Here is a 25,505-nt window from a genome sequence, read left to right as displayed (position 1 = left end):
TGTGGCCGATCATCTAAAGCTCCCCCATCACTTGGATTTACCTTCGAAGAGGCCCCTGCGTCGATTTGATCCGGATCCACCTCCATTCGATTTTTCGGCACATGCCAAGAATCTCCGCGGAGTTCTGGAAGGATTGGAGTCTTCCACGCCCGGCATCTTCAGCTCTACCGTCAACGATGAAGTTGATACTGACCCTGAAGCACCTTATCTCGGCGACGTCGTGCTTAAGTTTTCGGGCTCTGCCCCCTTCACTAGCAACGCATTCAACGGAGTCGGCATGGTGCCGCTCGCTGTTAGCGAAGAAAAGCGATATTTCGCGCTCACCGACTCACAAGCACGAATGGCCTTCAACGAGTATGTTGGGGGGTTCCTGGACAACCCGGAGGACTTCACGGCCGGGTCTCAGGCTTTACGCGAAGCGCTAAAAAACATCAAAGGCGTAGAGCTATACAACCGAGACGATCGTTTGCAGGGCCTATCCTCCCCCATCGAGGGCTCCGTTATGGACGTCGACATTGTTCTCTGGCCGACGTCAATTGCGATTCAACGGGCCGAAGAAGAAGGGCGCCGACGAGTCGAAGTGCTGGCCAGCCTTATTGCAGGCTTTGCCGGAGAAGATGAACGAGTGGCTGCGTTGGCGACGTCATCAGATGATCCTGACATGTTATTGATACACGCTTCCCTCAACGAAGAGGCATTCAATGCCATAGCGAATCACCCATACGTTGAACGGATCCGAGGCCCGTTGAGCACTAATGTAACCCTGGCCGAAATTGGGGCCGGGGGTCCTCCAATGGAAGTTGTTCTGCCGGAGGGAGCGGCCATCGGGATCATCGATGATCTCGTGGACGACAACAATCCTTGGCTAGATGGCGTCGTCGTTGACCGACGATCGTTTCCCCCTGACTACGCGTTCGGACACTCGACTACTCACGGGACACAAGTTGCTGGCATCGCAGCTTGGGGAAATGTCAGAAATCTCCTTGACCCGGCCTTTGACGGCCAGCCACATCCGATCTATGCCGCTCGCCTAGCTCAGATGAACTCAACGTTCGACACACAGGTAGTCGGTAATCCAGCGGATCAGTTCCGAGATGCGCTGGATTGGCTCGCCTCATGTGGCGTCCGAATCGTCGTACTTGCCCTAGGGGAAGGTCATGCAGATGATGGCGCCATACCGTCCGATCTATCCGCCGTGGTGGATCAAAAAATCAAGGAACATGGACTAGTTGTCGTAACCAGTTCTGGGAACCTCCAAGTAATTGAGGGGCACTGGAAGGCTGACTATCCCGAATATCTGAGCCATCGAAGTTCCAAAGTGGCAGCGCCAGGGACAGCGGCAATGGCTGTAACGGTTGCTTCGATCGCGCACACGCATGCATTCGATAGGTCACGGTGGCCCCACGGAACCGCCATTGCGCCGGAGGGTCAGACAGCGCCCTTTAGTCGAACAGGACCCAGTCGGGGAACGAATTCGTCCGGTCGCCAGAAACCTGAATTCTCTGCACACGGCGGAAGCTGGGCGTTAGACCAGGCCACTGGCAATCTCATTGCAGACGACGCCGAGCTCGCGATCACGACACTCATTCCTCCAGTTAATGGCAGGTTATTCGGGTCCGCTTCTGGTACGAGTTTCGCTGCACCTCGGGTTGCCCATGAGATCGCCAGGATTCAAACTCGATATCCGGAAGCATCAGGAAACCTCTTACGGGCTTTAGCCGCCCTAGCAGGGGACCAGCGCCCCAGAGGCATGCTCAAGTCCGGAGACCACATAGCCGGCTTGTACGGCATACCCAATGCAGATCGCGTCTTGGACAGCGGGGACAATCGCGTCATCTTCACCTATGAGGGTGAGATGCCAACGAATCGTCATGCTGTAATACAGGTCCCGATTCCGAAGGAATTCGCGTATGGAGCCTCCGAACGCGAGCTGCGAATTGCTTTGGCATTCGACCCACCGGTTCGCAGAAGTCGCCGTGACTATGTTGCCGGTCGGATGCGCTTCGATTTTCTCCACCGCGAGAATATGGCCGACATTCGGAAAGCGTATGCGTCTCAGCCTACGGAAGCTGAGCGCAGATCGACTGGCACTGACCTCATCAAATTGCCGTCAGGGCGAACGCTGGAGCCACCAAAAAGTCGTATGTACACTGACACGCTTGTTTGCCGTTCTTATCACTCGCAAAGCGCAGGATGGGACGTAGACGACGAAAACTACTACATTGTAGTCTCTCATGATCACAGCCCCTGGACTGAATCTCAAAAGAAGAAATACACGAGTCAGCGCTTTGCCATCGCCGTGCAACTAATCGATCATGAACGACTCGACCTGGATCTGTATAACCACGCTGCAGCCGAGCTTGCAGTACAAGTCCGCGGGCGGGTGATCAATTGACGGCACATGAACACATCGAATTTGAATGGCAAGACCCGACCTCGAGTTTCAGAGAGGAAGTTCTTAGGGAGGGGACAGTAGCATTCGACCCACCCCGTCGCGCTAGGCAAGTGACAGTTTCAGGCCCTTGCCCCTATTGCTTGGGACCGAGCGTTTTCGTACAGGAACTTAAGTTGGTCCACGCCATTCCGGAAGGTGTTATTGGTCAGTCCGCCAGTAGAAAGCACGTAGAAATCACCGTGAGTTGTCGCTGCCAATTGTCTCATGAGGGACGGCCGTCAACAGAGTCTGGGTGCGGACAATCATGGGTTGCAACGGTGGAATCCTGATGAACGCAAGAATTGTCGGGGGGCGACCTGCTACGGCTTCTGAAGTGAAAGAGGCTGCAAACGTCGCTTCCATTTCAGGCAATCAGCTGCTGGCCGTTCGTCATGCCGCTACCAACTGGCGAAATGGCGTCGGACTGGCAAGTGCACTCGTTGTGACAACCACGACTATTACCGCTCCCGATGTTCTTTCTTCCCTTCCAGAGCAGTCGAGATTCGACGGCGGTTGGCTGCTGGGACTCGGCGCTCTATGCACTGCTGTATCCCTGACTCTGGCAATGCTCGCCTCGTTCGGCTGGCCAAGACTTGTACGAGTTTCTGAAACCGGAGCTCTACGGAAATGGGAAGGCCGAGCGTGCATCCGGGCGCGTCGAAATCTGACGATATCAATGTTCTTTGCCCTGGGGTCCTTCTTTCTATTTAGTGCTGCAATCGCTGTGATGATTTTCGAAGTACCCAGCCCAATAACTTTCCCCGGATGGTAAGGATCATGAGATATCAGGCTTACGTCAGGATATTATGAGGTTTGACCTTCTTCTCAAGTTACCACTTCATGCTGAGTTCCATTCATGAAAATAGTTAACCATGACTCTTTCTTCATGCGAACTCTGGAATTTATCAGTCGACTTAATCGTGTTTCTAGCGATATCCACTACGCAACGGCGCTCGCAATTCGGAAGACGTCAATTGGTATTTCTTGATGCAGTGTCCACGTGATCTGTATTGGTCGTTCACCCTTCCACGTACGCAAATCAGCCGTCCCGAGGCAGACGAATGGAGCGGTACCGATCTCGTTATTCGGAGATTCGCGAACGAACAGCAGGGTGTTCGTGCCATTGGTTCTCTTTGTGGTGTATCGACGGCCCGCAGCCGACCTCGCTCTGGTGTGGTTCTGACTTTCCCAATGAAACTGATGGCGGCTGATGGCGTAGTCGCGGTACATCGTGGTGGGCGAGAAGTTTCTCTCCGACTTCTTCAGGTTGATTAGGAGCGCGTCAGTGGAAAGCTCCTCGGACCAGGCAACTCCGGATACGTGAACGGCGTCGGGTGACTTATCGAACGTTCTGAGGCCGAGAGCGGGCAAGATCTCTTCGCGTCTGTAGTGAGCATGGGCCAGGAGCGGAGTCTCATTGCCCAGCGCCGTTTCGCTGGGATTCGTCCGAGTCGACGAGAGCGTGTGCTCGAAGATTTCCTCAACTTCATCCACGAATCTCCTCTGGGTGCGGACCCACTGGAAGGCCTCGTCCAGCGAGCCGAACTTACCCTTCTGATAGATCGCAGTGAAATACAGCATTTCAGCGAACTGTTTTTCCCGGGCGGACAGAGACGCGATCTCGATATCTTCACTCAGCAGTCGCAGATAAGTGTCAGCGCGCTCCTGGTCGTCGACATGGAGTAGCGCCGAAGCCCGCAAGACCTGTGTCAGCTCAATCTTCGGCTGATCGGCTCGAGGTTCTGCCCGGTCGGCCTTCATCTTGAGCGTCGTCCACGATCGGCCGTTGGCCCCGGAGCGGTAAATATCCGACAAGCTTCGACCAGCCTCCTCTAGGTACTGATCGAGCCGGTACTCCCACAGCGATCGATCACCGGCGTGATCACGAATGTCCTGCGCGAGCTGGTTCGCCGTCATCGCGATCTGTCCCTTGACGTTGTTGATGACGACGTCTCTGGCCACGGCATCCAGGACGATCTGAGATCCGGCGGGGAGGAAGGGGAAGTCGTTCTCGATGTCGTCGATCAGACGCTTGCGCCCGGACCCCGTGAGGGCGCGGAGTTTTTGGTCAAACCTGAACTCCTTCCGTTGCATGCCGATGAAATCCAGAGCCGTTAGCACGTCCTTGCCATGGGCCCTTCGGAGTCCGCGGCCGAGCTGCTGAAGGAAGATCGTTGCGCTCTGGGTGGGACGGAGGAAGAGCACCGTGTTTATCTGCGGAATGTCTAAGCCTTCGTTGAAGACGTCGACGGTGAAGATGCACTTGATGTCGCCACGGCGCAATCGTTCCAGCGCCGCGCGGCGTTCCCCTCCCGGCGTTTCGCCAGTGACCACCGCCGACGAGATATTCGCGAGGTTGAAGCGTTCGGCCATGTACTGCGCGTGGCGGACCGACACGCAAAATCCGAGGGCCTTGATGTCATCGACCGAGGACGACTTGTCCACGAGTTGCCGAACGATCAGCCTCGCGCGGGCCTCGTTGCCCGTGTAGAGATTCTCGAGCTCTGACGCGTCGTACTTACCGGACCGCCACGAGACCTCGGAGACGTCGACCTCGTCGGCGACTCCGAAGTAGTGGAACGGAACCAGGATGTCGGTGTCCAGGGCATCCCACAACCGCAGTTCCGAGGCAATGCGGTTGTCGAAAAACGACTTGACGTTGACCCCATCCGCACGCTCCGGCGTCGCTGTCAGTCCCAGCAACTCGGCGGGCTCGAAGTGTTCCAGGATCCGTCGGTAGGTCGATGCCTCGGCATGGTGGAACTCGTCGATCACCACGACATCGAAATGCTCACGTCCAATGGTGTTGAGCCCTCTCGAGGTCAGGGACTGGACGCTGGCGAAGACGTGGTTCCACCGCGTCGGGCGCTGGCCACCGACGAACAATTCCCCGAAGGAACCATCGCCCAGGATGTTCCGATAGGTCCGCATCGCTTGCTCAAGGATCTCCTTGCGGTGCGCCACGAACAGCAACCGCCGGTCCTTCTTGTGCTCGGTAACGAGGTTCCGATAGTCGAGACCGGCAACCACGGTCTTTCCGGTGCCCGTTGCTGCGACCACCAAGTTCCGGTGCCGGTCATGAACCGTCCGCTCGGCCTGGAGGTCTTCCAGAATGAGGACCTGATGCGGGTAGGGACGAACCTCGAGTCCTGACAGATCGACGTCCTTGCCTTCACTGCTGAACGACCCGTTGCTGATCTCGCGGTCCAGCCGTTCTGCATCCGTATCCGGGTCATACGGTTCAAACGCAGGATCCTGCCAGTAGCTCTCGAAGGTGGCCTTGAACTTCTTCATCAGCTCGGGGGTGGCTACCGACGACAGCCGGACGTTCCATTCCAATCCGTCGAGCAAAGCCGACTTCGACAGATTCGATGAACCCACATAAGCCGTGCTGAATCCGCTCTCGCGGTGGAACATCCAGGCCTTCGCATGAAGCCGGGTCGACTTGGTTTCGTAGCTGATGTGGACCTCGCCGCCGAAGTCCCGCACGATCCGGTCGAGCGCACGCCGCTCCGTGGCCCCTACATAGGTGGTGGTGATGACCTGGAAGGGCACCTGCCGGCGTTTCAACTCAGCAAGTTGTTCCTCGAGGATCCGCAGGCCGTGCCATTTGACGAAGGCACAGAGCAGATCCACCCGGTCGGCGGTGTCGAGCTCGGCACGCAGCTCCGCACCGAGACTCGGTTCGTGCGATGAGTTGGTCAGCAGGGCGGCCGCTGCCAGCGGTGATTCCGGACGGTGGAACGGTGCGGTCGACGGTTCATCGAGTGCCCGGACTTCCGTGAGTGTCGCCAGATTTCCTTCGACACGGGGAGCAGACTGTCGGTAGTCGTCGCCGAGTACCGCGATGAGCTTCCGCGCCAGATCGACTCGTTCAGCAGCCCCCTTTTTTGACTCCAAAGCATGTCGGATAACGCCCGATAGATGGGTCGCCAGGTGATGTGGTTCCTCCCCATCCTCCACATCAGCCGTCTCGTACCTGATGCCCTCGGAACGGGACAACTGGCGATCCAGTTCTTCGGTCAGCAAGGATTCATAGATCCCCACAGGAATATCCGAGGGTAAGCCGTTTCTGATCGGATCCACTGGAACGACCTTTCCCCTGAGCAGTGCCGAGCATCGGGATATCGGTACAGACGAAATCCCGGATGCTCGAACCGTAACAGGAGCAACGGACGCGATGAGCTACTGCGCCACGTAGCCGCCATCCACGGACCACACGGCACCGGTGACGAAGCTGGCGGCGTCGGAGGCCAGGAAGCAGATGACCTCGGCGACCTCCTCGGGCGTGCCGAGACGACCGATGGGCTGGCGGGCGGTCATCTGCGAGCGGACCGACTCGTCCAGGCCGGCGGTCAGCGGCGTCTCCACGTAGCCGGGGGCGTCCGCGTTGATACGGATTCCCGTGGGTGCGTATTCGAGGCCGGCGGAGCGGACCAGGTTGGCCACCCCGGCCTTCGCAGCCGAGTACGGCGCGGAGTTCGTCTGGCCCACCAGCCTCAGGATCGAGGAGACCGCGACGACGGCCCCGGAACCCTGGGCGTCCATGTGCCGCAGCGCGTGCTTCATGGACAGCGCCGCCACGGACTCCTCGTCGGTCACGTCGCACCGCACGGACAACGCCCGACCACCCGCACCTTCGATCTCAGAAACCACGTCAGCGGCCCGCGGATCGACATCACCGATCACCACGGCAGCCCCGCGGGCAGCCAGCGTTCGTGCGGTCGCCGCACCGATCCTGCCTGCCGCCCGGTCACCACCGCCGTGCGCCCCCAAAGGGCGAACGGTCCAGAGCCAGCCGAGGGCCGGCGTCGGGCCTCCCGACACCGGCCCCCACCGGATCAGCTGAACTCACGCACCGATCTCCATGGCTCGCTCGAGCGCGTCAGCAGAACCGTACTCGGCGGCCAGGGCGGCGATGTCCCGACCCATCCGATGACCGAACACCTGGGCCCGGCCTCGAGCCGTAGCCCGGCACCCGCCGCGGAACACGGACACGGCAGCGGCGCGCACGGAGTATAGCCCCGGAATCCGCTTCCCGTCCCCGCGGGTCAAGCGTGCCGCGAGCCCACGTCAATCCCGGCGAAGTGACCTCTTGGATTAGCCCGAGAGGCAGGAAGTCAGTAGCCCGGGAATGGGACGAGACCTGCTTCCATGCCTGCCTTGAGGCCAGCGTCGGCGTCGATCGTCTGGCCGTTGACGAAGCGGGCGTCGTCTGAGGCGAGGAAGAGGATGACGTTCGCGATGTCCTCCGGGTCCGCGAAGCCGCCGATCAGATCGTGGACTCGCTGCGTACGTTCTTCTCCCATGGCGTCGGTGAAGTGCGTGATGAGCGGGGTGTCCGTCAGGCCGGGGCAGACGGCGTTGATCCGCTGCCGGCGTTGGATGAAGTCGATAGCCCGGTGGATCGTGTAGAAACTGACGGCCTCCTTCGAGAAATTGTAGGCCTTGCCCTCGGGCGCGTTCTTGCGGAACCAGTCCAGCCCCTCCTCGAACGACGTCGTCTGGGCCAAGGCCTCGTGCTGCTCCCTGCGGGTGCGCCACATGACGTCTCCCTGTGAAGAGACATTCACGACGGCGGCCCCCTCGTTGAGCTGGCTCTCCATCGACTCCGTGAGGTGTCGCAAGCCCAGGTAGTTCACCGAGAAGATGAACTCGGGATCAAGCGTCCCGCCGGGTACCCCGGCGATGTTCAGCAGGCCATCCCAGCTACCGGACAATTTCGACGTAGCCTCGTCGATGCTCTTCGGGGACGAGAGATCTACCGTGATGTGCTGTTCGACCGCGGCCCGCGGTTCGTTGCGGTCCAGGCTGACCACCTGCGCACCGGCTTCGATGAGCTTGGTCGCGGTGGCGTGGCCCATTCCGGACGCCGCGCCGGTGACGATGATGCGCTTTCCTTCAATTGACATAGGGGGTCTCCTTGGCTTGAGAGATGATGAGGGGCTTGTTCGGGGTGAGAGGACGCGATGGGCTACTTCGCGGGCGCGTTGACGGCGTGCAACTGCGTATAGGCCTCATAACCCCACGCACCGTTCTCCACGCCGATTCCGCTCCACTTGAAACCGCCGAAGGGCATATCAGGTCGGATGCCCCGGCTGTGATGGTTCACCGCCGTCTGGCCTGCCTCGAATCGACGGGCCAGGTCCAGGGCGCGATCGATGTCCTCAGACCAGACCGAGCCGCCCAGTCCGTAGTTGCCGGCGTTGGCCCGGCGAAGAGCGTCTTCGTCCCCGTCATGGCCGATGATCGGCATGATCGGGCCGAACTGCTCCTCATCCACGATGCGGTCACCGTCAGTGACGTTGATCAGAACCGTCGGCTCGAAGAAGTTCCCGGGGCCCTCCATCGGCTTCCCACCGGTCACGGCCACGGCCCCTTGGGCGATGGCGGTGTCCGCGAACTCCTTGATCTTCTCCCACTGGGGCCGGGTGGCCAGCGGACCGATCTGGGTCCCCTCAAGGGCACCGTCACCTACGCGGGCGGTACGGGCAACGGTGGCGATGGCCTCGGCGAAGTCCTGCACCCGGGCTCGGGGCACGTACAGCCGTTTGATCAGCGAGCACAGCTGACCGTTGTTCTTGAAGGCGGCCCAGAACAGGTCGCTGGCGAAACGCTCCGGCTCCACGTCGTCCAGGACGATCGCGGCATCGTTTCCGCCGAGTTCCAGGGTGATGCGCTTCAGATCCTCCGAGGCGCTGGCGGCCACCCGCTTTCCGGTCTCGATGGAGCCCGTGAAACTCACCTTGCGGACCAGCGGATGGGCGGACAACTGGCTGCCCAGCGGATCGGGGCCCGAGGCGACGCTGAAGACGTTCGGAGGGAAGACCTCCGCGAAGATCTCCCCCACGGCCAACGCCGTGAGGGGGGTGAAGGGAGACGGCTTGATGATGATGGTATTACCGGCCAGTAGAGCGGGCGCAGCCTTCCACCCGATCAGCAGGACCGGCATGTTCCAGGGCACGATCCCGGCCACGACGCCCAGCGGCTGACGGGTGACCTCGAGGAAGACGCCGTCCACGGTCCTCTGTTGCACCGAGTCGACCTCCAGGTCCGCGTAGTACCGGAACCACCCAGCGGTCCGGGTGACCTCGCCGACGGAGTCCGGCAGGGGCTTTCCCTGTTCGGCCGTCATGATGGCCCCCAGCCTCTCGGCGTGGGATTCCAGAGCATCGGCGGCCTTCCGCAACAGCTCGCGGCGCGCGGACTCGTCCCGGCGCCAGGAGGTGAACGCCTCATCGGCCCCGCGGACCATTCGGTCCAGCTGCTCGGGCGAGCAGGCCGGTGCCTGCGCCACGAGCTCGTCGGTCGCCGGGTTGAAGACCTCGAACGTGTCCGCGGTCTCCATTGGCCGCCCGTCCAGAATCATGGGTGCTGCCTGCATAGGGTTTCCTTTCCTACTGTCCGATCTGTGTGTCCTGCATGTTCGGCCTGGTCTGTCTGATCTCTGTTGATGTTCCTGCCATCGCGTCTGCCGCCCCAGTGCACAGCTCAGTCCAGGAACCGCACGTTCTCCTCCAGCCCGGCCCGCGGCACCCGGAAGGCATTGGCCGCCGCCTCGGTGTCCTCATAGCCCAGCGCCACGGTGGCCACGATCCGCTCATCGGCCGGGATCCCCAGCGCGTCTCGCAGCGCCGGCGAATACAACGCCGGCGCCGCCTGGGGGATGGAGGCCAGACCCAACGACTCGGCGGCCAGCAGCAACGTGGCGATGTAGGCACCGATGTCCACGGCTCCGTACTCCCGCAGCTCGGCGGCCAGGGTCACCACCACCACGTGGGGGGCGCCGAAGAACCGAAAGTTCTCCAGGTGCTGCCGTCCGCGAGCCTCGCGGTCCTCCCGGCCGATGCCCAAGGCGCCGTACAGGGCGAACCCGGCCTGCCGGCGTCGGGCCAGCCGTTCCCCGGTGTAGGTCTCCGGGTCCAGCAGGTCCGGTTCCTTGCCCGCTCCCCCGGTGACGTGTGCGGTCAGGGCCTCACGGGTACGCTCCAGGGTCTCACCGGACAGGACGTAGGACGTCCACGGTTGCGCGTTGCACCACGTGGCGGTGCGCTGGGCCATCTCCAGGACGCGTTCGAGGATGTGACGGTCCACGATCTCGGCGGTGAAGGACCGGCAGCTGTGTCGGGACGCGAGCAGCCGTTCCAGTTCGCCAGCCGGATCGGTGGCCCCCTCGGCGCCAGCCTTCCCGGCTGGCGAAGCGGAATCGATGGCGGCAGTGGTTGCGGCGGTGGTTTCGGATGTCATGGTGTCAGCTCCACTAATCGACGGGTCATCTCAACGGGTTCTCAAAACGGGTCATCACATGGTTCAGGCAGCCTTAGCGGCATCCGTCCGCCGCCACAACAGCAGGCTGGCCAGCACGGACAGGACGCCGAAGGAGGCGGCAATGATGACGAACGGGGTCTCGCCCAAGGAGACCAGACCCAACAGGAACGTGCCGGCGGCCATGCCGGCGTAGAGGGCCGCGTTGTTCCAGGACAAGGCGTAGGCCCGGTTCTTGCCGGCGGAACGGGTCAGCATCTCCTGGCCGTTGCTGACGAAGGCAGCCCCGGCGGCGAAGGTCACCACCCAGCCGATCAGGGACAACCAGATGTTCCCTGCCGCGGTGGCGAACACGATGAAGACAGTCATGAGGCCGGCGTAGATGAGGTTCAACAGGGGTTGGGAACCGCCCCGGGCGTGGATCCAGTCCACGAGCCGCCCACCGACGACGGAGCCAATCAGGGATCCCACCCCGACGGCAGTCCCGACCAGGCCAAGTTGGGCGGTGTCCAACCCGAAGCGGGTGAACAACAGAACCCCGGCGAAGGTGTAGGTGGCATATCGGGTGGCCTGCGCGAAGAAGTTCGCCGTCACCAGGAAGCTCATGTTCGGCCGGCGCCAGAGCCCCAGCGAATCCGCGAGGGCCACCCGCAGACGGACCTTCTCCGGGACGCGGACCTCCTGGCCAAGTCGCAGGCCGATGAGTACCGCGAGCCCCGCCGCCAGCAGGCCGGTGCCGAGGAAGGCCCAGCGCCAGGACGCGAAGGAAGCGACCAGGCTGCCCAGGGGAACCCCCACGATCTGGCCGGCCGCGAACGTCGAGGCCACGCTTGCCACGGCCTTGCCGACCTCGTGCGGGGCGGCCGTCTCGGTCACGAAGGACCAGACCGGCGGACCCATGATCGACGCCCCGACTGCGGCCACGACGCGGCCGACGACCACCAGCCCCAGCGTGGGCAGCACGGCGACACCCAGCGCGCCCACGCTGAACACGGCCGCGCCGACCCACATGGCCGAGCGCCGCGTGAACCGGTTGGTGATCAGCGCGACGGCAGGGCTGAGCAGGGCGTAGACGAGGGAGAAGCTCCACCCGACCACGGAGGCCTCACCGCTGCTGACCTCGAACGTCTGGCTGATCTGCGGCAGCAGGGGCGAGACGATGAACATGTCCGTGCCGAGCACCAGGAACAGCGAGGCGGCCATGCGCTGCGCCGGCCACGGGGTGGCCGTAGGGACGTGTACGGTCATGGACGGTGCCGTGCCCAGAGTCCATCCACCGGACTGGGCGTGGTCGGCGGGCTGTCCGGCGCCGGCGCCGGGGTGCGGGAGAACCGGGGAGCCGGCGCGGGCTGCACCACCCCGTCCACCTCGAGAAGCGTGCCCCGGCTGCCCAGGTGCTCGTCCCGTTCGGCCTCCGCGTAGGTCAGGACCGGCGTGACGCAGGCGTCGGTGCCGCTGAAGATGTCCGTCCAATGGGCCTGGTCGTACTGGACAAACCGTTCCGTGAACAGTTCGCGCAAGCGCGGCCAGGTGGTCGGGTCGTCGCGGTCCGGCGCGGTGCGCTCGGGCACGGTGCCGTCCAGTCCGAGCCCGGTCAGCAGCTGAGGGTAGAAGGCCGGCTCCAGGGCGCCGACGGCCATGTGCCGCCCGTCCCGGGTGCGGTAGACGTCATACCAGGGCCGGCCGCCGTCGAGCATGTTGGACCTCGGCTGATCCGTCCAGCGGCCCACACCGCGCATGGCCCAGACCCACTGACCGAGCATCGAGGCACCGTCCACCATGGCGGCGTCCACCACCTGGCCCCGGCCCGAGACGGAACGCTCGAGGAGGGCGGAGAGAACTCCTGTCATCAGGAACATGGTGCCCCCGCCGTAGTCCCCCACGAGGTTCAGCGGGACGGCCGGCTGGGCGTCGGAGCCGGTGATGGCAGCCAGATGGCCGGTCAGGGACAGGTAATTGATGTCATGGCCCGCGCTCTGGCTGCGGGGACCGTCCTGGCCCCACCCGGTCATGCGGCCCAGCACCAGCCGCGGGTTGCGTGCCAGCAGCTCCTCCGGCCCGAGCCCGAGGCGTTCCAACACACCAGGCCGGAACCCCTCCAGCACCACGTCGGCCCCCGCGGCCGCCTCCAGGAAGGCGAGGCGGCCGTCGTCGTTCTTCAGGTCCAGCTCGATGACCCGGCGGCCCCTCCGGGTGCCGTCCAGCCGGTTGCCCTGGCTCTCCAGCCAGCCGGGGCGTGCCACCAGCACGACGTCGGCGCCCAGGTCCGCCAGCATGGTCCCGGCCAGCGCCACCGGGCCCAGGGCCATGACCTCCAGGACCCGGATTCCGGCCAGCGGACCCCGCTGCTGCGGCTCCTCGTCAGGCTGATCGGACATCAGGCGCCCCCTGCCCCGAGTAGGACGAACTCCGGGACGAAGATGATGAACACCAGCATCGCGATCCCCGCCACCAGGAAGGGCCCGGTGCCCTTGAACACTTCGACCAGGTCGACCTTCGTGCCGCCGTTCACCTCGGGATTCTGGGACACGCGGTGGACGATGTAGCTGAGGATGCCGATCGGCGGGGTGACCATGCCCAGCTCCACCAGGATGACCATGAAGATGCCGAACCAGATCAGGTCCACATCCAGTGCGGTCAGCACCGGGGCGAGGACCGGGACGGTCAGCAGGATCATGGCCAGGCTGTCCATGAACATGCCCATCAGGATGAACACGGGGATCAGCAGCAACAGCAGCATGGTCCGGGTCAGCCCGATGGACTGCACCCAGGTGGCGAGCGCCTCGGCCAGGCCGGACAGCGCCACCACGCGGGTGAGCACGTGGACGCCGATCAGCAGCAGGAAGATCGGGGCCACGCCGGCCACGGTCTCCTTGAGCGAGTCGATCATGCGCGGCCAGAAGGTCTTCCAGCTGCGGTCCTTGCTGAAGGCCCAGCCCATCACGATGGCGAGGATGGCGCCCACCGCACCCGCCTCGGTGGGCGTGAACAGGCCGGAGAACATGCCGCCGATGATGGCCAGGATGATGACGGTCATGGGGATCACGCCGGGCAGGGTCCGGAACCGTTCGCCCCAGGAGACGCTGCCCGCGGCGGACTTCGGTGCGAGGTTCTTGTCCGCCAGGGACCACAGCAGGATCACCACGGAGAAGGCGACGGCCAGGACCACGCCTGGCAGCACGGCCGCCGTCAGCTGCGGACCAACTGCTGTGCCCGCCGTGCTGGCGTAGACCACCAGCACCACGCTGGGCGGGATGAGCATGCCCAGGGTGCCGGACATCGCCACGGACCCGGTGGCCAGCTTGGGCTTGTAACCTGCCTTGAGCATCTCCGGGATGGCCACCCGGCCCAGGGAGTAGGTGATGGCCATCGAGCTGCCGCTGGCCGCGGCCAGGCCGGCGCCGGCGAAGTTGGTGGAGATCGCCAGGCCGCCCGGCAGCCCGCCCATCCAGGCCTTGGCGGCCTCGAACAGCCGTGAGGTCAGGTTGAAGCGGCCCATCACGGTGCCCATCAGGATGAACATGGGGATGACGCTCAGGCTCCAGCTGGCGGTGGTGTCGAAGGGGATGTCCTCGAAGCTCACCATCACCGCGCTGAACCCGGACATCCGCCACAGGCCCACGGCCGCGGGGATCAGGATGGCGAAACCGATGGGGATGCCCGCCAGCATCAGCACGATGGACAGGGCGATCACCATGATGCCGATGGTCAGGTCCCCGACCGGGCCGAACAGGATCAGGGCCAGCAGGACCACCATCACCACCACGGCACCGATCATCAGGCGCCGGCTCGCGACGCCGGCGGTGGGGGCTTCGATATTCTCCGCGCTCTTCAGCTCGGTGGAGACGTGGCGCTCCACCAGCACCGACTCGGGGTCGACCCGGCCGGCCACGACCATGTCCACCATGGTGGCCACGATCTGCACCGCCAGCAGGATCAGCCCGGCGGCGACCATGATCTTGACGGGCCACACCGGGATCTCCACGGCGCCCAGGGCCTCCAGGCGGATCTCCGTGGCGAAGGCGGCGCTGGCCACGGCGGCGATCGCCAGGGTGACCGTGGCCACCAGGCTGATCGCCTGGGCCGTCAGGTTCGCGATGATGGCGTCCCTGGGACTGAGCCGGTCCACCAGGATGGTCGCCCGGATGTGCTCGCCGATGGACTGCGCGAAGGCCAGCGAGAGGAACACCAGCAGCGGCATCAGCACATACTGCGTCAACTCCAGGACGCCCGTGATCGGCTGGTGGAGCAGCCGCATCACCACGTCAGCCCCGATCAGCAGGCACAGGACCATGGTCAGCACCCCGGCCACCTGGCCGCCGATCTTGCTGATCAGGTGGGCCACCCGGGTCAGCCAGGTCGTCCCCGTACCGTCCGGCTCGTTTGCCGCCGGGGGAAGGACCACCAGGTCGCCGTCGGCCTGTGGTGGGGCCTCGGCCCCGACCGGGAAGGAGTTCGCCTCGTCCCGGGGCCGGGACTGCTGTTCGGTAACACCGTTGGGGGTCATGGCCGGTTCCTATCCCACAGTTCGCTCTTGGCCGTCTCCTCGTATTCGGAGAGGTTGATGTCCTCAGGTGTGCCCAGGTCCATGCCCTGCACACGCTCGAGCCAGGTGTCCATGGTGGAGACGTACTCGTCGATCACTGCCTCCGGGTCCTCCACGGACTCAGGCGCGTCGGCCGGCATCTGGTCGATGACCTTCTCCTGCTGGTCCTCGATGGCCCCGACGAGGTCCTCCTCGCCTTGGAGGAAGGTCACGCCCTCGTCCTCGACCCCCTCGGTGCGGAGCTTCTCCTCGAGCCCGAGCCCCTCGTACTTGAGGTATTCGAGCCACCAGGTGTAGCCGGCGTCCCACACGATCTGCTGATCCTCGGGTTCCAGGGCCTCCCACTGGTCCTTGTTCATGACCGCGTACTGGGCGTTGATCCCGGACAGCGGGATCTCCGTGTAGTACTTGGCCACGTCCCACAGGCTGTAGGCCGTGACCGTCTTGGGCGAGGCCAGGGCACAGTCGATCACGCCGCGCTGCAGCCCCTCATAGGTCTCCGTGATGGCGACGTTCACCGGGATCATCCCGGCGGCCTCCAGCTCACGGTCCCAGAGGGCGCCGCCGCTGCGGACGCGCTTGCCCTTCGCATCGGCCAGCGATTCCACCGGCGACGTGCAGATGATGTCGTACTTGGTGATCGAGTGGGAGGAGAAGAGCAGCTTGATGCCGCGGTCCTCGAACTGCTCGTTCACCGCCTCCGAGTTCATGGCGAAGTCCGCCTGGGCGGCGTTGGCCTGCAGGATCCCGTCCGGGTACTCCGTGGAGGAGACGCTGCCCAACGAGCTGATCCACTCCGTCAACGGGAACTCGCTGCCGTAGTAGGTCGCGGTGAACATGCCCAGGTCGGCCACGCCCCCGCGGATGCCGGCCGGCATGTCCGCCGTACCGAGCAGGCTGCCGCCCCAGTACTGCTTGAAGTCGATCCGCCCGTCGGATTCCTCGGTCACCTGGTCCGCGAAGGCCTGGAACGGGCCGCTCGAGGTGGCGCTGGAGTAGTCCGCGTAGCGCAGCACCAGAGGGCTTTCCTCCGAATAGGCCGTCCCCGATGGGGTCGCTCCGCAGCCGGCGAGGGTGCCCGCCATGAGTGCGACCGCTGCACCGGCCAGGGCCCGCAGGCGTCTTCCGGGCCGTTTCTGTCCATGAGTTGTCATCGTGCTCACGCTTCCTTGACACGGGCGGGCCTTTCGGCCCGGCTCCATAGGTCAGAGACCCATCCTCTTGGCGAGGACGTTCCGCTGGATTTCATTGGTACCGCCGCCGATCGGGCCGACGCGGGAGTCACGGAAGTACATCTGCATGTCGTATTCCATGGCGTAACCGGAACCGCCGTAGACCTGCAGGCCGATGTCCGAGACCTTGAAGTTGTTCTCCGTGGCGATGATCTTGGCCGCCGAGGTCTCCTCGATGGCCAGCTCGCCGGCGTCGAGCAGCTCGGCGACCCGATACGTGGCCTGACGCGACTGCTCGGCCAGGAGCCACATATCCACCAGTTTGTGCTGGATGACCTGGAACGAGGAGATCGGCTGGTCGAACTGCACGCGCTGCTGCGCATACTCCCGGGCGTCCTCCGTCACGCGGTAGCAGTTACCGGCCGCGATGGCGGCCAGGCCGAGTCGCTCTCCGGCCAGGCACTTCATGAGGTTCTTCCAGGTCTTGCCCTCTTCTCCGATGCGGTTCTCCTCGGGAACGACGACGTTCTCGAAGACCACCTCGTTGGCGTGGGTGGTCCGCCGGCCCAACATCTTCAGGGGATTGATGGTGACGCCGGGGCTCTTGACGTCCACCAGGAACGTGCTCAGGCCCTGGTGCCGTTCGGCGTCCGGGTCGGTCTTGGCGATCACCACGATGTAGTCGGCCACGTGCGCGCCGGAGATCCACACCTTGGTTCCGTTGAGAACATAGCCGCCGTCTTGCTTGACGGCCTTGGTCGAGAGACCGGCCACGTCGGATCCGGTGCCCGGCTCGGACATGGCCAGCGCCAGTTTGACGGAACCGTCGATGACGCCGGGGAGGATGCGCTTCTTGAGCTCGTCGCTGCCGAACTTGGCCACGTGGCCGCCGGCGTAGACGGAGGTGATCATGACGGCCTGACCGATGCCCGCGTAGTGGTACCCCAGGGTCTCCATGAAATTGGTGATGTCCTTGTAGGAGCCGCCGGCGCCCCCGTACTCCTCCTCGAAGAACAGGCCGAGGAATCCGCTCTCCGCCAGCGCCTGATACGCGGCCTCCGGGAACTCCTTGGCCTCGTCGATGCGCCGGATCTCCTCCTTGGGAAGGGTGGACTCGAGGATCTCGAGGACGGCCTCACGAACCATCTTCTGGTCTTCGTTCAGACCGGTGGTGTTGACCAATGACTTCATGACTTCTCCTGTGAATCGTGGGTGTTCGTTGCTGTCTCGAGGCCCGCACGGGTGTAGGCCATGGTCTTCATGACCCCCCGCTGGACCACCGTGTTGTCCTGGTTCACCAGCTCCATCAGCCGGGTCACCACGCCGCGGTCGGGCTTCGAGGTGGCCCGGGCGTCCTGGATGGTGGTGCGCAGCCGCACCGTGTCACCGATGAAGATCGGGGCGAGGAACTTCCAATCCTCCACGCCCAGGGCCGCGATGGCCGTTCCGTCGAAATCCCCCATGCGAGCGCTGAGCCCGGTCACGATCGACATCCCGAGGGTGCCGTGGGCGATGCGCTGGCCCAGGGGGGAACGCGCCGCATACTCCGCGTCCGTGTGCATGGGGTTGAAGTCTCCGGAGATCCACGAATAGACGACGACGTCGGTCTCGGTCACCGTCTTCGCCTGGCTCTCCTGGATTTCCCCGACGGTGAAGTCCTCTACACACTTGCCCATTGGACGTTCCCTTCCTGTTCTTGCCCGGCCGGCAGCGCACCGTCCGTGGCGCCGGTGGTGTCCTCGCGGTCCTCCGCGAGGACGATGAGTGCGTCGACCGCAACGGGGCCGCGGTCCCGGGTGATGCGTACGGGGTTCAGCTCGACCTCCGTGGCGTGACCGTCGAGGTCACGGACCAGTCGGGAGAACGCCACGATGCAATCGGCGATGGCGTCGACGTCATAGGGCGCCTCGCCGCGGGCACCGTCGAAGACCCTGGCGAGGGTCATCCCGGCCACGGCCTCCGCTGCGGCCTGGTGGTCGATCGGCGTGAGGTGGACCTTCACGTCCTTGAGGATCTCGACCCAGGTTCCGCCCGAACCCAGCAGGACCAGAGGGCCGAAGACCGGGTCGAAGCGGGCGCCGAGGAGGATCTCCGGCCCGTCGCCGGCCATCTGCTGCACGCTGTAGCCCTCGATCCTGGCCCCTGGCGCGTCCTTCGCCAGCCGTTCCCGCATGCCGGTGACGGCTCCGCGGACCTCTTCGGCGGTCCGGAGGTTGACCCGCACACCGCCGACCTCCGATTTGTGGAGGATGTCCGGGGAGACCACCTTGACGACCACGGGAAAGCCCATGGACTCGGCGGCGGCAACGGCCTGATCGGGGCCGGCGACCACCTGTTCTGACGGAACCTCGATGCCATAGCGGGCAACGATCTCCTTGGCTGCCGACTCCGTCAGCGCTGTGGTCCCCGCAGCGTGGGTGGCCAGCAGGTCCGCTGCGGGGTGCTGGCCGGCAGTGCCCTGGTCGGTCAGGTCCTCGGCGTCCCAGTCGGTCCGGGCATGCCAGTCCATCCACTGCCTGATGGTCCACATGCACCGTGCCGGTGATCGGAAGATCGTCACCGACTCGTCGCTGTCCAGGTCCCGGCTTCCGGGGCCTTCCAGCCATTCGTTCATCCAGACGGCGGCGAGAGGCGTGCTGGACTGCCCGGCCACTTCGGCCAGGTACCGGGCCCGGATGCCGGTGGTCTTCTCGTGGACGAAAGTCAGTGGCACCACGACGGCGCCGAAGGCCGGGTCGTCGCAGAAGGCGGTGAGGCTTGTCTTGAAGGTCTCGACGTTCTTGAGCACCTCCGCGGTCAGGTCGGCCGGGTTGGCCAGCGATCCGAAGCCGGGGACCACGTCACGCAGCACCTCCGTGGTCGCCTCCCCGAGGGGTGGCAGGGGCAGGCCGTTCTCCTCGGCCTTGTCCGCACAGATCACGCCAGCCCCGCCGGAGGTGGCCATGATGCCGACGCCGTGACCGGTGGGGCCCTCGGTGTTCCGGTCGAAGAAGGCGGCGACCTCCATGAGGGCCTCGAAGTCCTCGACGAGGACCGCGCCCGCACGCTGGAAGGCGGCACGGTAGGCGTCCGCCGACCCGGCGAGGGTGCCGGTGTGGGACAGGGCCGCTTTGCTGCTGGCCGCACTGTTGGCGGACTTGTAGACGATCACCGGTTTGCCGGCGCGGCGGGCCTTGCGGATCGCCTCGATGAACCGGCCGCCGTCCGCGATGCCCTCCAGCAGGCACACGATGGTCGAGGTCTCCGGGTCCTCCGCGAGGTAGGACACGTAGTCGGCGACGTCGATGTCCACGGAGTTGCCGCAGGCGAGGAACTTGCTGAAGGACACTCCGCGGTGCAGCCCCTGCAACAGGGCGTAGCCCAGCGCGCCACTCTGGGACACCAGGGAGATGCGGCCGGCCTCCCCCTGGATCATCTCTCCACAGTCGGTCATGAAGTTCATGCCGGCCCGGCTGTTGGCGTTCACGAGGCCCACGCAATTGGGCCCCGCGAGTCGCAACCCAGCCGATCGGGCCGTGTCCAGCAGGCGTTGCTGAGCCGCCTCGCCGTCGGCATCACCGGTCTCCCGGTAGCCGGAGGCATAGATGACCGCCCCGCCGATGCCGAGGTCAGCGGCCTCCTTGATGACGGTCTCAGCGAGCTTCTGCCCGACCCCGACGATCACACAGTCCGGGGTCTCCGGCAGATCGGACAGCGTCGGAAAGGTCCGATACCCGAGGATGTCGTCGTACTTGGGGTTGATGCCATAGACGGTGCCGCCGAAATGCGCGAGGTTCTCGAGGGTGCGGCGCCCGAAGCTGCCCTCGGTGGCGGAGGCGCCGACGACCGCGATGGTCTGGGGCTCGATGAGCCTGCGCAGGTCTTCACGCCCATACAAGGGACGGTGGTGAGTCATGTCACTCCTGAATTTCAAAGGTTGATCCATTGCCAGTGTGACTGTAGTCTCACATCACGTCAAGGGGCTTTCCAAGCGCCTCGATTCGCAACCGCCAAGAGGAGCACGACATGGGCAGAGTGGCAGTCATCGGTTATGCGGCAACTCCTGTGGGCCGCCTCCAACCCAAGGGGTCGGACATCGGCTCCCTGGAACACGAGGTCATGGCCGACGTCGTCCTCCGGGCAGTCGAGATGGCCCAGGTGGACAAGTCGGAGATCGGCGGGCTGAGCTTTGCCCAGCCCCGCCCCTACACGCAGCAGAAATACTTCGCGACCTTCATGGCCAGCTATCTGCAGCTCCCGTGCGACGGGTTCGTGGCCGAGGTCCTCGGTAACGGGATGACCGGTGGCTTCGCCTTCGAGCACGCGGCCGACAACATCCGCACGGGCCGCGCCAAGGTGGCCCTGGCGCTGGGCGTGAACTACGAGACAGCCATCTCCTCCGGCGAGCACATGATGAGCTCCATGCGGGCCGTGGGTGACGTGGATTTCCAGGCGCCCTTCGGCATCACACCCATCGCCTGGTACGCCATGGACATGATGCGCTACCTCCACGACTTCGGGGCGACTCGCGAGGACGTTGCCACGGTGGCCGTGAAGAACCGCCACCACGCCACGCTGAATCCTCTGGCCCAGTACCGCAAGCCAACCACCCTGGAAGAGGTCCTGGACCAGCCCACCATCGTGCACCCCCTGGGGCTCTTCGAGGTACCCCCGCGCAGCGACGGGGCGGTGTGCCTGGTGCTGGCCGACGAGGAGGTCGCCCGCGCCAGTGGGCGGCCCTATGTGGTGGTGCGCGGCACCGGCTTCCATCACGAGGGCGCCCACCAGATCACGGCGACACCCAACGACATGATCGCCTTGAACGCAGCCCAGAAGGCCGGTGGCCAGGCCTTCGAAGAGGCAGGGCTTCGTCCGTCCGACGTGGACTTCGCCGAGCTGTACGCGCCCTGCACCATCGTGGAGGTCCTCGTCAGTGAGGCCCTCGGCTTCGCACCCCGTGGAGCCGGCGCACGGTTCGCCGCGGAGGGCCGCACCTCCCTGGGCGGGGACATCCCCCTCTCCACCTCCGGCGGACTGACCTCCCGTGGTCATCCCGCCTATGTCACCCCGCTCTACAACCTGCTGGAGGCCTGCGAGCAACTCATGCACGGCGCTGGGGATCGCCAGGTCGAGGACGCGGCCATCGGATTGGCCACGGCCGAACTCGGCAACTACAACGCTGCACTGGTCCACATCCTCGAAAGGGTCTCCTGATGATCAACACCGTCGAAATCGATCGCCCGCACCCATACCCGCCCCGGAAGACGCCCTTCACCACCCGCTTCTGGGAGGCTCTGGCCGAGGGCCGGTTCATCACCACCCGGTTCGGCTCCGACGGCGTCCCCACGTTCCCGCCCAGGGACTTCGACCCGGCCACCTGGAACCGCGATGTCGAGTGGGTGGAGCTGTCAGGACGGGGGAGGCTGTATTCCGTCACCTCCGTGCATGCCGCGCCCGAGGCGTTCAAGGCCTTCACGCCCTATCAGGTCGCGATCGTCGACCTCGAGGACGGGCCACGGCTGGCCACGGCATTCCTGGGTCCCGTGGAGACCCCCCTGGACAGTCAGGTGGAAATCGTCGCGTTACGATACACGGACAACATGGCCTTCGCCGCCCGGCCCTTGACCAGCTGATGCCATGCAGACCGTGACACCGGCTGGCCAGACCGGCCAGCACCGAGGAAAGCAGCCCGTGAGCCCTCCATCCCAGCCGTTCGCGAGTGTCCGACCCCGGCGCGCCGTCGACGACATCATCGAGCAGATCCGCGGCCGCATCCAATCGAACGAGCTCAAGCCCGGGCAGAAGCTCCCGAGCGAACGCGAGCTGGCCGAGCAGATGGGCGTCAGTCGGAACACCGTCCGCGAGGCGATCAGGATGCTCGAGGTCTCCGGACTTGTCACGCTGAAGAAGGGCGCCACCGGCGGGGCCTTCCTCACCGCCTCGAATGCCACGGCCCTGTCCCAGAACCTCCTGGACGGGATGTCCCTGAAGCAGTTCGACATCAAGGAGCTCATCGACGTCCGCCTGGTCCTCGAGAATTACGTCGTCGACCAGGCGTGCGAGCTGGCCACGGGCGAGGAAATCGAGGAGCTGGCCGCTGTTGCCGACGCCTCCAACAGGGCCGAGACGGACGTTCCCGAGTGGGAGGACCGGCTGACCCTGCACATCGATTTCCACCAGAAGCTGACCAGCATGGCCCACAACGGGGTGGCGGAGACACTCATGGGACCGCTGCTGGAGATCACCCGGCACTTCCACCTCAAGGCCGGCCCCACTGGCGGCCCCGAGACCCATGAGAACCGCACGAAGATGGTCCAGGCCCTCCGAGACCGCGATCCTGAAGCAGCCAAGGACGCGCTCGCGAAGCACCTGGACGTGCTCCAGCGCCGCATCCTTGCCGGCACCTTCGGCTAGGGACACCGAACGCCAGTCCTACTGAGCCACATAGCCGCCGTCCACGGACCACACGGCACCGGTGACGAAGCTGGCGGCGTCGGAGGCCAGGAAGCAGATGACCTCGGCGACCTCCTCGGGAGTGCCGAGACGGCCGATCGGCTGGCGGGCGGTCATCTGCGAGCGGACCGACTCGTCCAGTTTGGCGGTCAGCGGGGTCTCCACGTAGCCGGGGGCCACTGCGTTGACGCGGATCCCGGTCGGCGCATAGCCCAACCCCGCAGAGCGGACCAGATTGGCGACCCCGGCTTTCGCCGCGGAGTACGGCCCGGAGCCAGCCTGGCCGACGAGACCGATGATCGAGGACACGGCCACCACCGCGCCGCTCCCCCGCCCGTCGTCGGCAGCAGCCATGTGACGCAGCGCGTGCTTCATGGACAGGGCCACCCCGGTCAGGTCGATGTCCAGCACCGTGCGCCAATGATCCAGGTCCAGCTCGTGCAAAGGTCCCTTGCGCTCGGCGATGCCGGCGTTGGCCACCAGCACGTCCACACTGCCGGATCCGCCAGCAGAGCCACCGAATTTCGCCGCCACATCCATCAGCGCCGCCACGGAGTCCTCGTCGGTCACGTCGCAGCGCACAGACAGCGCACGGCCGCCCGCAGCCTCAATCTCCGCCACCACGTCCTCGGCCCGCGGATCCACATCGCCGATCACCACGGTGGCCCCGCGCGCGGCCATCATCCGCGCGGTGGCCGCGCCGATACCGCCGGCCGCACCGGTGATGACAGCGGTGCGGCCGGCGAACGGAGAAAGGGCCACGCCAAGGCTCAAGCCTTAACCTCCATGGCCCGCTCCAGGGCATCAGCGGATCCGGACTCGGCGGCGAGCTCGGCGATGTCCCGGCCCATGCGGTAACCGAAGACCAATGCCGGCCCGATGTGCGAGCCGTAGCCCGGGTATCCGCCACCGAACACGGACACGGCGGCGGCGCCCACGGAGTACAGGCCCGGGATCCGCTTCCCGTCCTCACGGATCACCGCGTGGCGGGAGTCCACGTCGATCCCGGCGAACGAGCCCAGGTCTCCCATCCGCACCTTCGCGGCGTAGTACGGGGCCTTGTCCAGGGTCGCCAGGTTCGGGTTCGGCTTGTGGTCCATGTCCCCGCGGAAGTGGTTGTAGGCGGTGGACCCGCGGCCGAACTCGGTGTCCTCGCCGGCCACGGCGTCCCGGTTGAACCGGTCGATCGTGGCCTGCAGACCGGCGGCGTCCACGCCGATCTTCTCGGCCAGCTCGGCCACGGTCTCACCCTTGACCAGGTAGTCCGCGGCGTAGAACAGCTGGCGCGGGATCGGCGTGGGCTTGGCGAAGCCGATCCCGTACTTGCGCATCAGCTTCTCATCGCCCACGATCCACGCGTAGACCGACTCCTCGTCCTTCATGTGGTCCAGCATCTGCCGGCCGAAGTCGTGGTAGCTCAGCGCCTCGTTGCCGAAGCGCTTGCCGTGCTTGTCCACGGTGATCATGCCGGGCAGGCCGATCTGGCGCAGGTGCGGGAAGAGCCGCTGGGTGCGGGTGACCAGGTTCTTGAACACCGTCACCGGGGCCCAGGAGCCCGGGGAGGACACGTCTGCGTTGATCCGCCCGCCGACCGCCATTGCCATCCGCGCCGAGGAGCCGTCGTGGCCCTGGGTCGGGGTAAAGTGCTCCCCGCCGTGGGCATCATGCGGGAAGTACTGGCGGCGCAGCTCCTCGTCCCCGGAGAAGCCGCCACCGGCCAGCACCACGCCGAGGCGTGCCTGCACGGTACCGGCATGCGTGCCGGACAGGACCGCACCGGTGACGGCGCCGTCGCTATTGGTCACCAGCTCCCGCACCGGAGTCGAGGTCCACACCCGCACCCCGGCCTCCAGCGCGGAGGACACCATGCGGGTCATCAGCGCGGATCCGTTGGTGCGCTTGAGCGGCTGCTGGAACAGGGCGGTGTCCACCCAGGTGCGCAGCAGCTTGGAGGCGGTGTAGGTGAAGGCCTTCACGGACTGGTTGGCCTTGAGGATGGTGGCCATGTCCGGGCCCACCTGCGGCATATACCCGAACACCGTGTAGGAGCTCAGGTAGGGCTGCAGCTCCTTGCGCCGGGCCCCGAGCATGCGGATGTCCGCGTCCGAGGGCAGGATCGCGCGCCCTCCCAACCGAGCTCCCGGCAGGTCCATCTGGTAGTCAGGGGCCTTCTCCGGGTAGGAGAACACCACCGAGGTGTTGTCCTCGAAGAAGTCAATGGCCTCCGGCACGGTGTCCAGGAAGCCGGCCACGCCCTCCTCGTTGTAGAAGTCGCCGGACAGCTCCTGGAGATACTCCTCCGCCTCGGCCCGGGTGTCGCCCGTGGCGGCGGCGCCCTTCGGGTTGCCCGGCACCCAGGACCAGCCCGCGGACAGGGCCGTGGTGCCCCCGAAGTGCGGGGACTTCTCCGCCACGATCACGTTCAGCCCGTCATGGGCGGCCCGTAGGGCGGTGGCCATGCCGGCGGCGCCGGAGCCGACCACCAACACATCACACTTGTGCACGGTCCCGCGGGCGGCACCGGCCCCAGCGGTAGGGGCGGGGGTGTTCTCAGTCATCGTTCGTCTCCTTGAGATCGTCAGAAAATCGGGGCCACCGGCCGAGCGCCGGCCGGCCGCGGAAGGCGACCGGACCGGCGTCGTAGGTGGTGGGTTGA

Annotated in this window: 19 protein-coding genes; 4 read left to right on the top strand and 15 right to left on the bottom strand. The window is 65.1% G+C overall.

Annotated features, from left to right (window positions below):
* Window position 1 precedes the first annotated feature (1 nt).
* The gene (locus ACFFIO_RS06795) at window positions 2–2,395 is read left to right on the top strand and encodes a S8 family serine peptidase (RefSeq protein WP_378040838.1); all 2,394 of its coding nucleotides are present in this window, start codon (window positions 2–4) and stop codon (window positions 2,393–2,395) included.
* Window positions 2,396–3,373: 978 nt separating this feature from the next.
* Here the strand turns inward: ACFFIO_RS06795 and ACFFIO_RS06790 are convergent.
* The 13 genes from ACFFIO_RS06790 to ACFFIO_RS06730 form a co-directional block, all read right to left on the bottom strand.
* Window positions 3,374–6,487: a DEAD/DEAH box helicase gene (locus ACFFIO_RS06790; protein WP_446681839.1), complete on the bottom strand. Its 3,114-nt coding sequence runs from the start codon at window positions 6,485–6,487 to the stop codon at window positions 3,374–3,376.
* A gap of 132 nt (window positions 6,488–6,619) precedes the next feature.
* Complete coding sequence (locus tag ACFFIO_RS06785) at window positions 6,620–7,261, bottom strand: SDR family NAD(P)-dependent oxidoreductase (RefSeq protein WP_378040836.1); 642 nt, start codon at window positions 7,259–7,261, stop codon at window positions 6,620–6,622.
* Between the two features lie 24 nt (window positions 7,262–7,285).
* Complete coding sequence (locus ACFFIO_RS06780; protein WP_378040835.1) at window positions 7,286–7,447, bottom strand: hypothetical protein; 162 nt, start codon at window positions 7,445–7,447, stop codon at window positions 7,286–7,288.
* A 107-nt stretch (window positions 7,448–7,554) separates the two neighbouring features.
* A complete protein-coding gene (locus ACFFIO_RS06775) occupies window positions 7,555–8,346 on the bottom strand; it encodes a coniferyl-alcohol dehydrogenase (protein ID WP_378040834.1) in 792 nt (263 codons plus the stop codon).
* A gap of 62 nt (window positions 8,347–8,408) precedes the next feature.
* Window positions 8,409–9,818, bottom strand: a complete 1,410-nt coding sequence (locus ACFFIO_RS06770; protein WP_378040833.1) for an aldehyde dehydrogenase family protein — start codon at window positions 9,816–9,818, stop codon at window positions 8,409–8,411.
* 107 nt (window positions 9,819–9,925) lie between these two features.
* Complete coding sequence (locus ACFFIO_RS06765; protein ID WP_378040832.1) at window positions 9,926–10,681, bottom strand: nitroreductase; 756 nt, start codon at window positions 10,679–10,681, stop codon at window positions 9,926–9,928.
* A gap of 63 nt (window positions 10,682–10,744) precedes the next feature.
* The gene (locus ACFFIO_RS06760; RefSeq protein ID WP_378040831.1) at window positions 10,745–11,947 is read right to left on the bottom strand and encodes an MFS transporter; all 1,203 of its coding nucleotides are present in this window, start codon (window positions 11,945–11,947) and stop codon (window positions 10,745–10,747) included.
* Window positions 11,944–13,077: a CaiB/BaiF CoA transferase family protein gene (locus ACFFIO_RS06755; protein WP_378040830.1), complete on the bottom strand. Its 1,134-nt coding sequence runs from the start codon at window positions 13,075–13,077 to the stop codon at window positions 11,944–11,946. The genes ACFFIO_RS06760 and ACFFIO_RS06755 overlap by 4 nt, the downstream gene beginning before the upstream one ends.
* Window positions 13,077–15,206 (bottom strand): TRAP transporter large permease subunit, encoded by a 2,130-nt coding sequence (locus ACFFIO_RS06750; protein WP_378040829.1) that lies wholly within the window; start codon window positions 15,204–15,206, stop codon window positions 13,077–13,079. The genes ACFFIO_RS06755 and ACFFIO_RS06750 overlap by 1 nt, the downstream gene beginning before the upstream one ends.
* Entirely contained in the window at window positions 15,203–16,399 is a 1,197-nt protein-coding gene (locus ACFFIO_RS06745) for a C4-dicarboxylate TRAP transporter substrate-binding protein (RefSeq protein ID WP_378040891.1), read from the bottom strand. The genes ACFFIO_RS06750 and ACFFIO_RS06745 overlap by 4 nt, the downstream gene beginning before the upstream one ends.
* Window positions 16,400–16,450: 51 nt before the next feature.
* On the bottom strand, window positions 16,451–17,608 hold the full coding sequence (locus ACFFIO_RS06740) for an acyl-CoA dehydrogenase family protein (protein ID WP_378040828.1): 1,158 nt from the start codon (window positions 17,606–17,608) through the stop codon (window positions 16,451–16,453).
* Window positions 17,605–18,093 (bottom strand): MaoC/PaaZ C-terminal domain-containing protein, encoded by a 489-nt coding sequence (locus ACFFIO_RS06735; RefSeq protein ID WP_378040827.1) that lies wholly within the window; start codon window positions 18,091–18,093, stop codon window positions 17,605–17,607. Before ACFFIO_RS06735 ends, ACFFIO_RS06740 begins: the two co-directional genes overlap by 4 nt.
* Window positions 18,078–20,312, bottom strand: a complete 2,235-nt coding sequence (locus ACFFIO_RS06730; protein WP_378040826.1) for an acetate--CoA ligase family protein — start codon at window positions 20,310–20,312, stop codon at window positions 18,078–18,080. The genes ACFFIO_RS06735 and ACFFIO_RS06730 overlap by 16 nt, the downstream gene beginning before the upstream one ends.
* A gap of 110 nt (window positions 20,313–20,422) precedes the next feature.
* Here ACFFIO_RS06730 and ACFFIO_RS06725 point away from each other — a divergent pair, with 110 nt between their 5' ends.
* From ACFFIO_RS06725 to ACFFIO_RS06715, 3 genes are read left to right on the top strand one after another with little or no spacing between them, the layout of a single operon-like run.
* Window positions 20,423–21,610 carry a thiolase family protein gene (locus tag ACFFIO_RS06725; protein ID WP_378040825.1) on the top strand — a complete coding sequence of 396 codons (1,188 nt, stop codon included), beginning with the start codon at window positions 20,423–20,425 and terminating at the stop codon, window positions 21,608–21,610.
* Complete coding sequence (locus ACFFIO_RS06720; protein ID WP_378040824.1) at window positions 21,610–22,029, top strand: Zn-ribbon domain-containing OB-fold protein; 420 nt, start codon at window positions 21,610–21,612, stop codon at window positions 22,027–22,029. The genes ACFFIO_RS06725 and ACFFIO_RS06720 overlap by 1 nt, the downstream gene beginning before the upstream one ends.
* 58 nt (window positions 22,030–22,087) lie before the next feature.
* Complete coding sequence (locus ACFFIO_RS06715) at window positions 22,088–22,810, top strand: FadR/GntR family transcriptional regulator (RefSeq protein ID WP_378040823.1); 723 nt, start codon at window positions 22,088–22,090, stop codon at window positions 22,808–22,810.
* 18 nt (window positions 22,811–22,828) lie between these two features.
* On the opposite strand, the gene chcB2 is transcribed toward ACFFIO_RS06715, so the two are convergent.
* Window positions 22,829–23,611: a cis-4-hydroxycyclohexanecarboxylate dehydrogenase gene (chcB2, locus tag ACFFIO_RS06710; RefSeq protein WP_378040822.1), complete on the bottom strand. Its 783-nt coding sequence runs from the start codon at window positions 23,609–23,611 to the stop codon at window positions 22,829–22,831.
* An 8-nt stretch (window positions 23,612–23,619) separates the two neighbouring features.
* Window positions 23,620–25,407 (bottom strand): 4-oxocyclohex-2-ene-1-carboxylate 5-dehydrogenase, encoded by a 1,788-nt coding sequence (gene chcC2, locus ACFFIO_RS06705; RefSeq protein ID WP_378040821.1) that lies wholly within the window; start codon window positions 25,405–25,407, stop codon window positions 23,620–23,622.
* Between the last annotated feature and the right edge of the window lie 98 nt (window positions 25,408–25,505).

It is taken from the genome of Citricoccus parietis, assembly GCF_042433045.1.
Taxonomy (GTDB): Bacteria; Actinomycetota; Actinomycetes; order Actinomycetales; family Micrococcaceae; genus Citricoccus; species Citricoccus parietis.
This window is presented reverse-complemented; position numbering and strand designations above follow the sequence as displayed.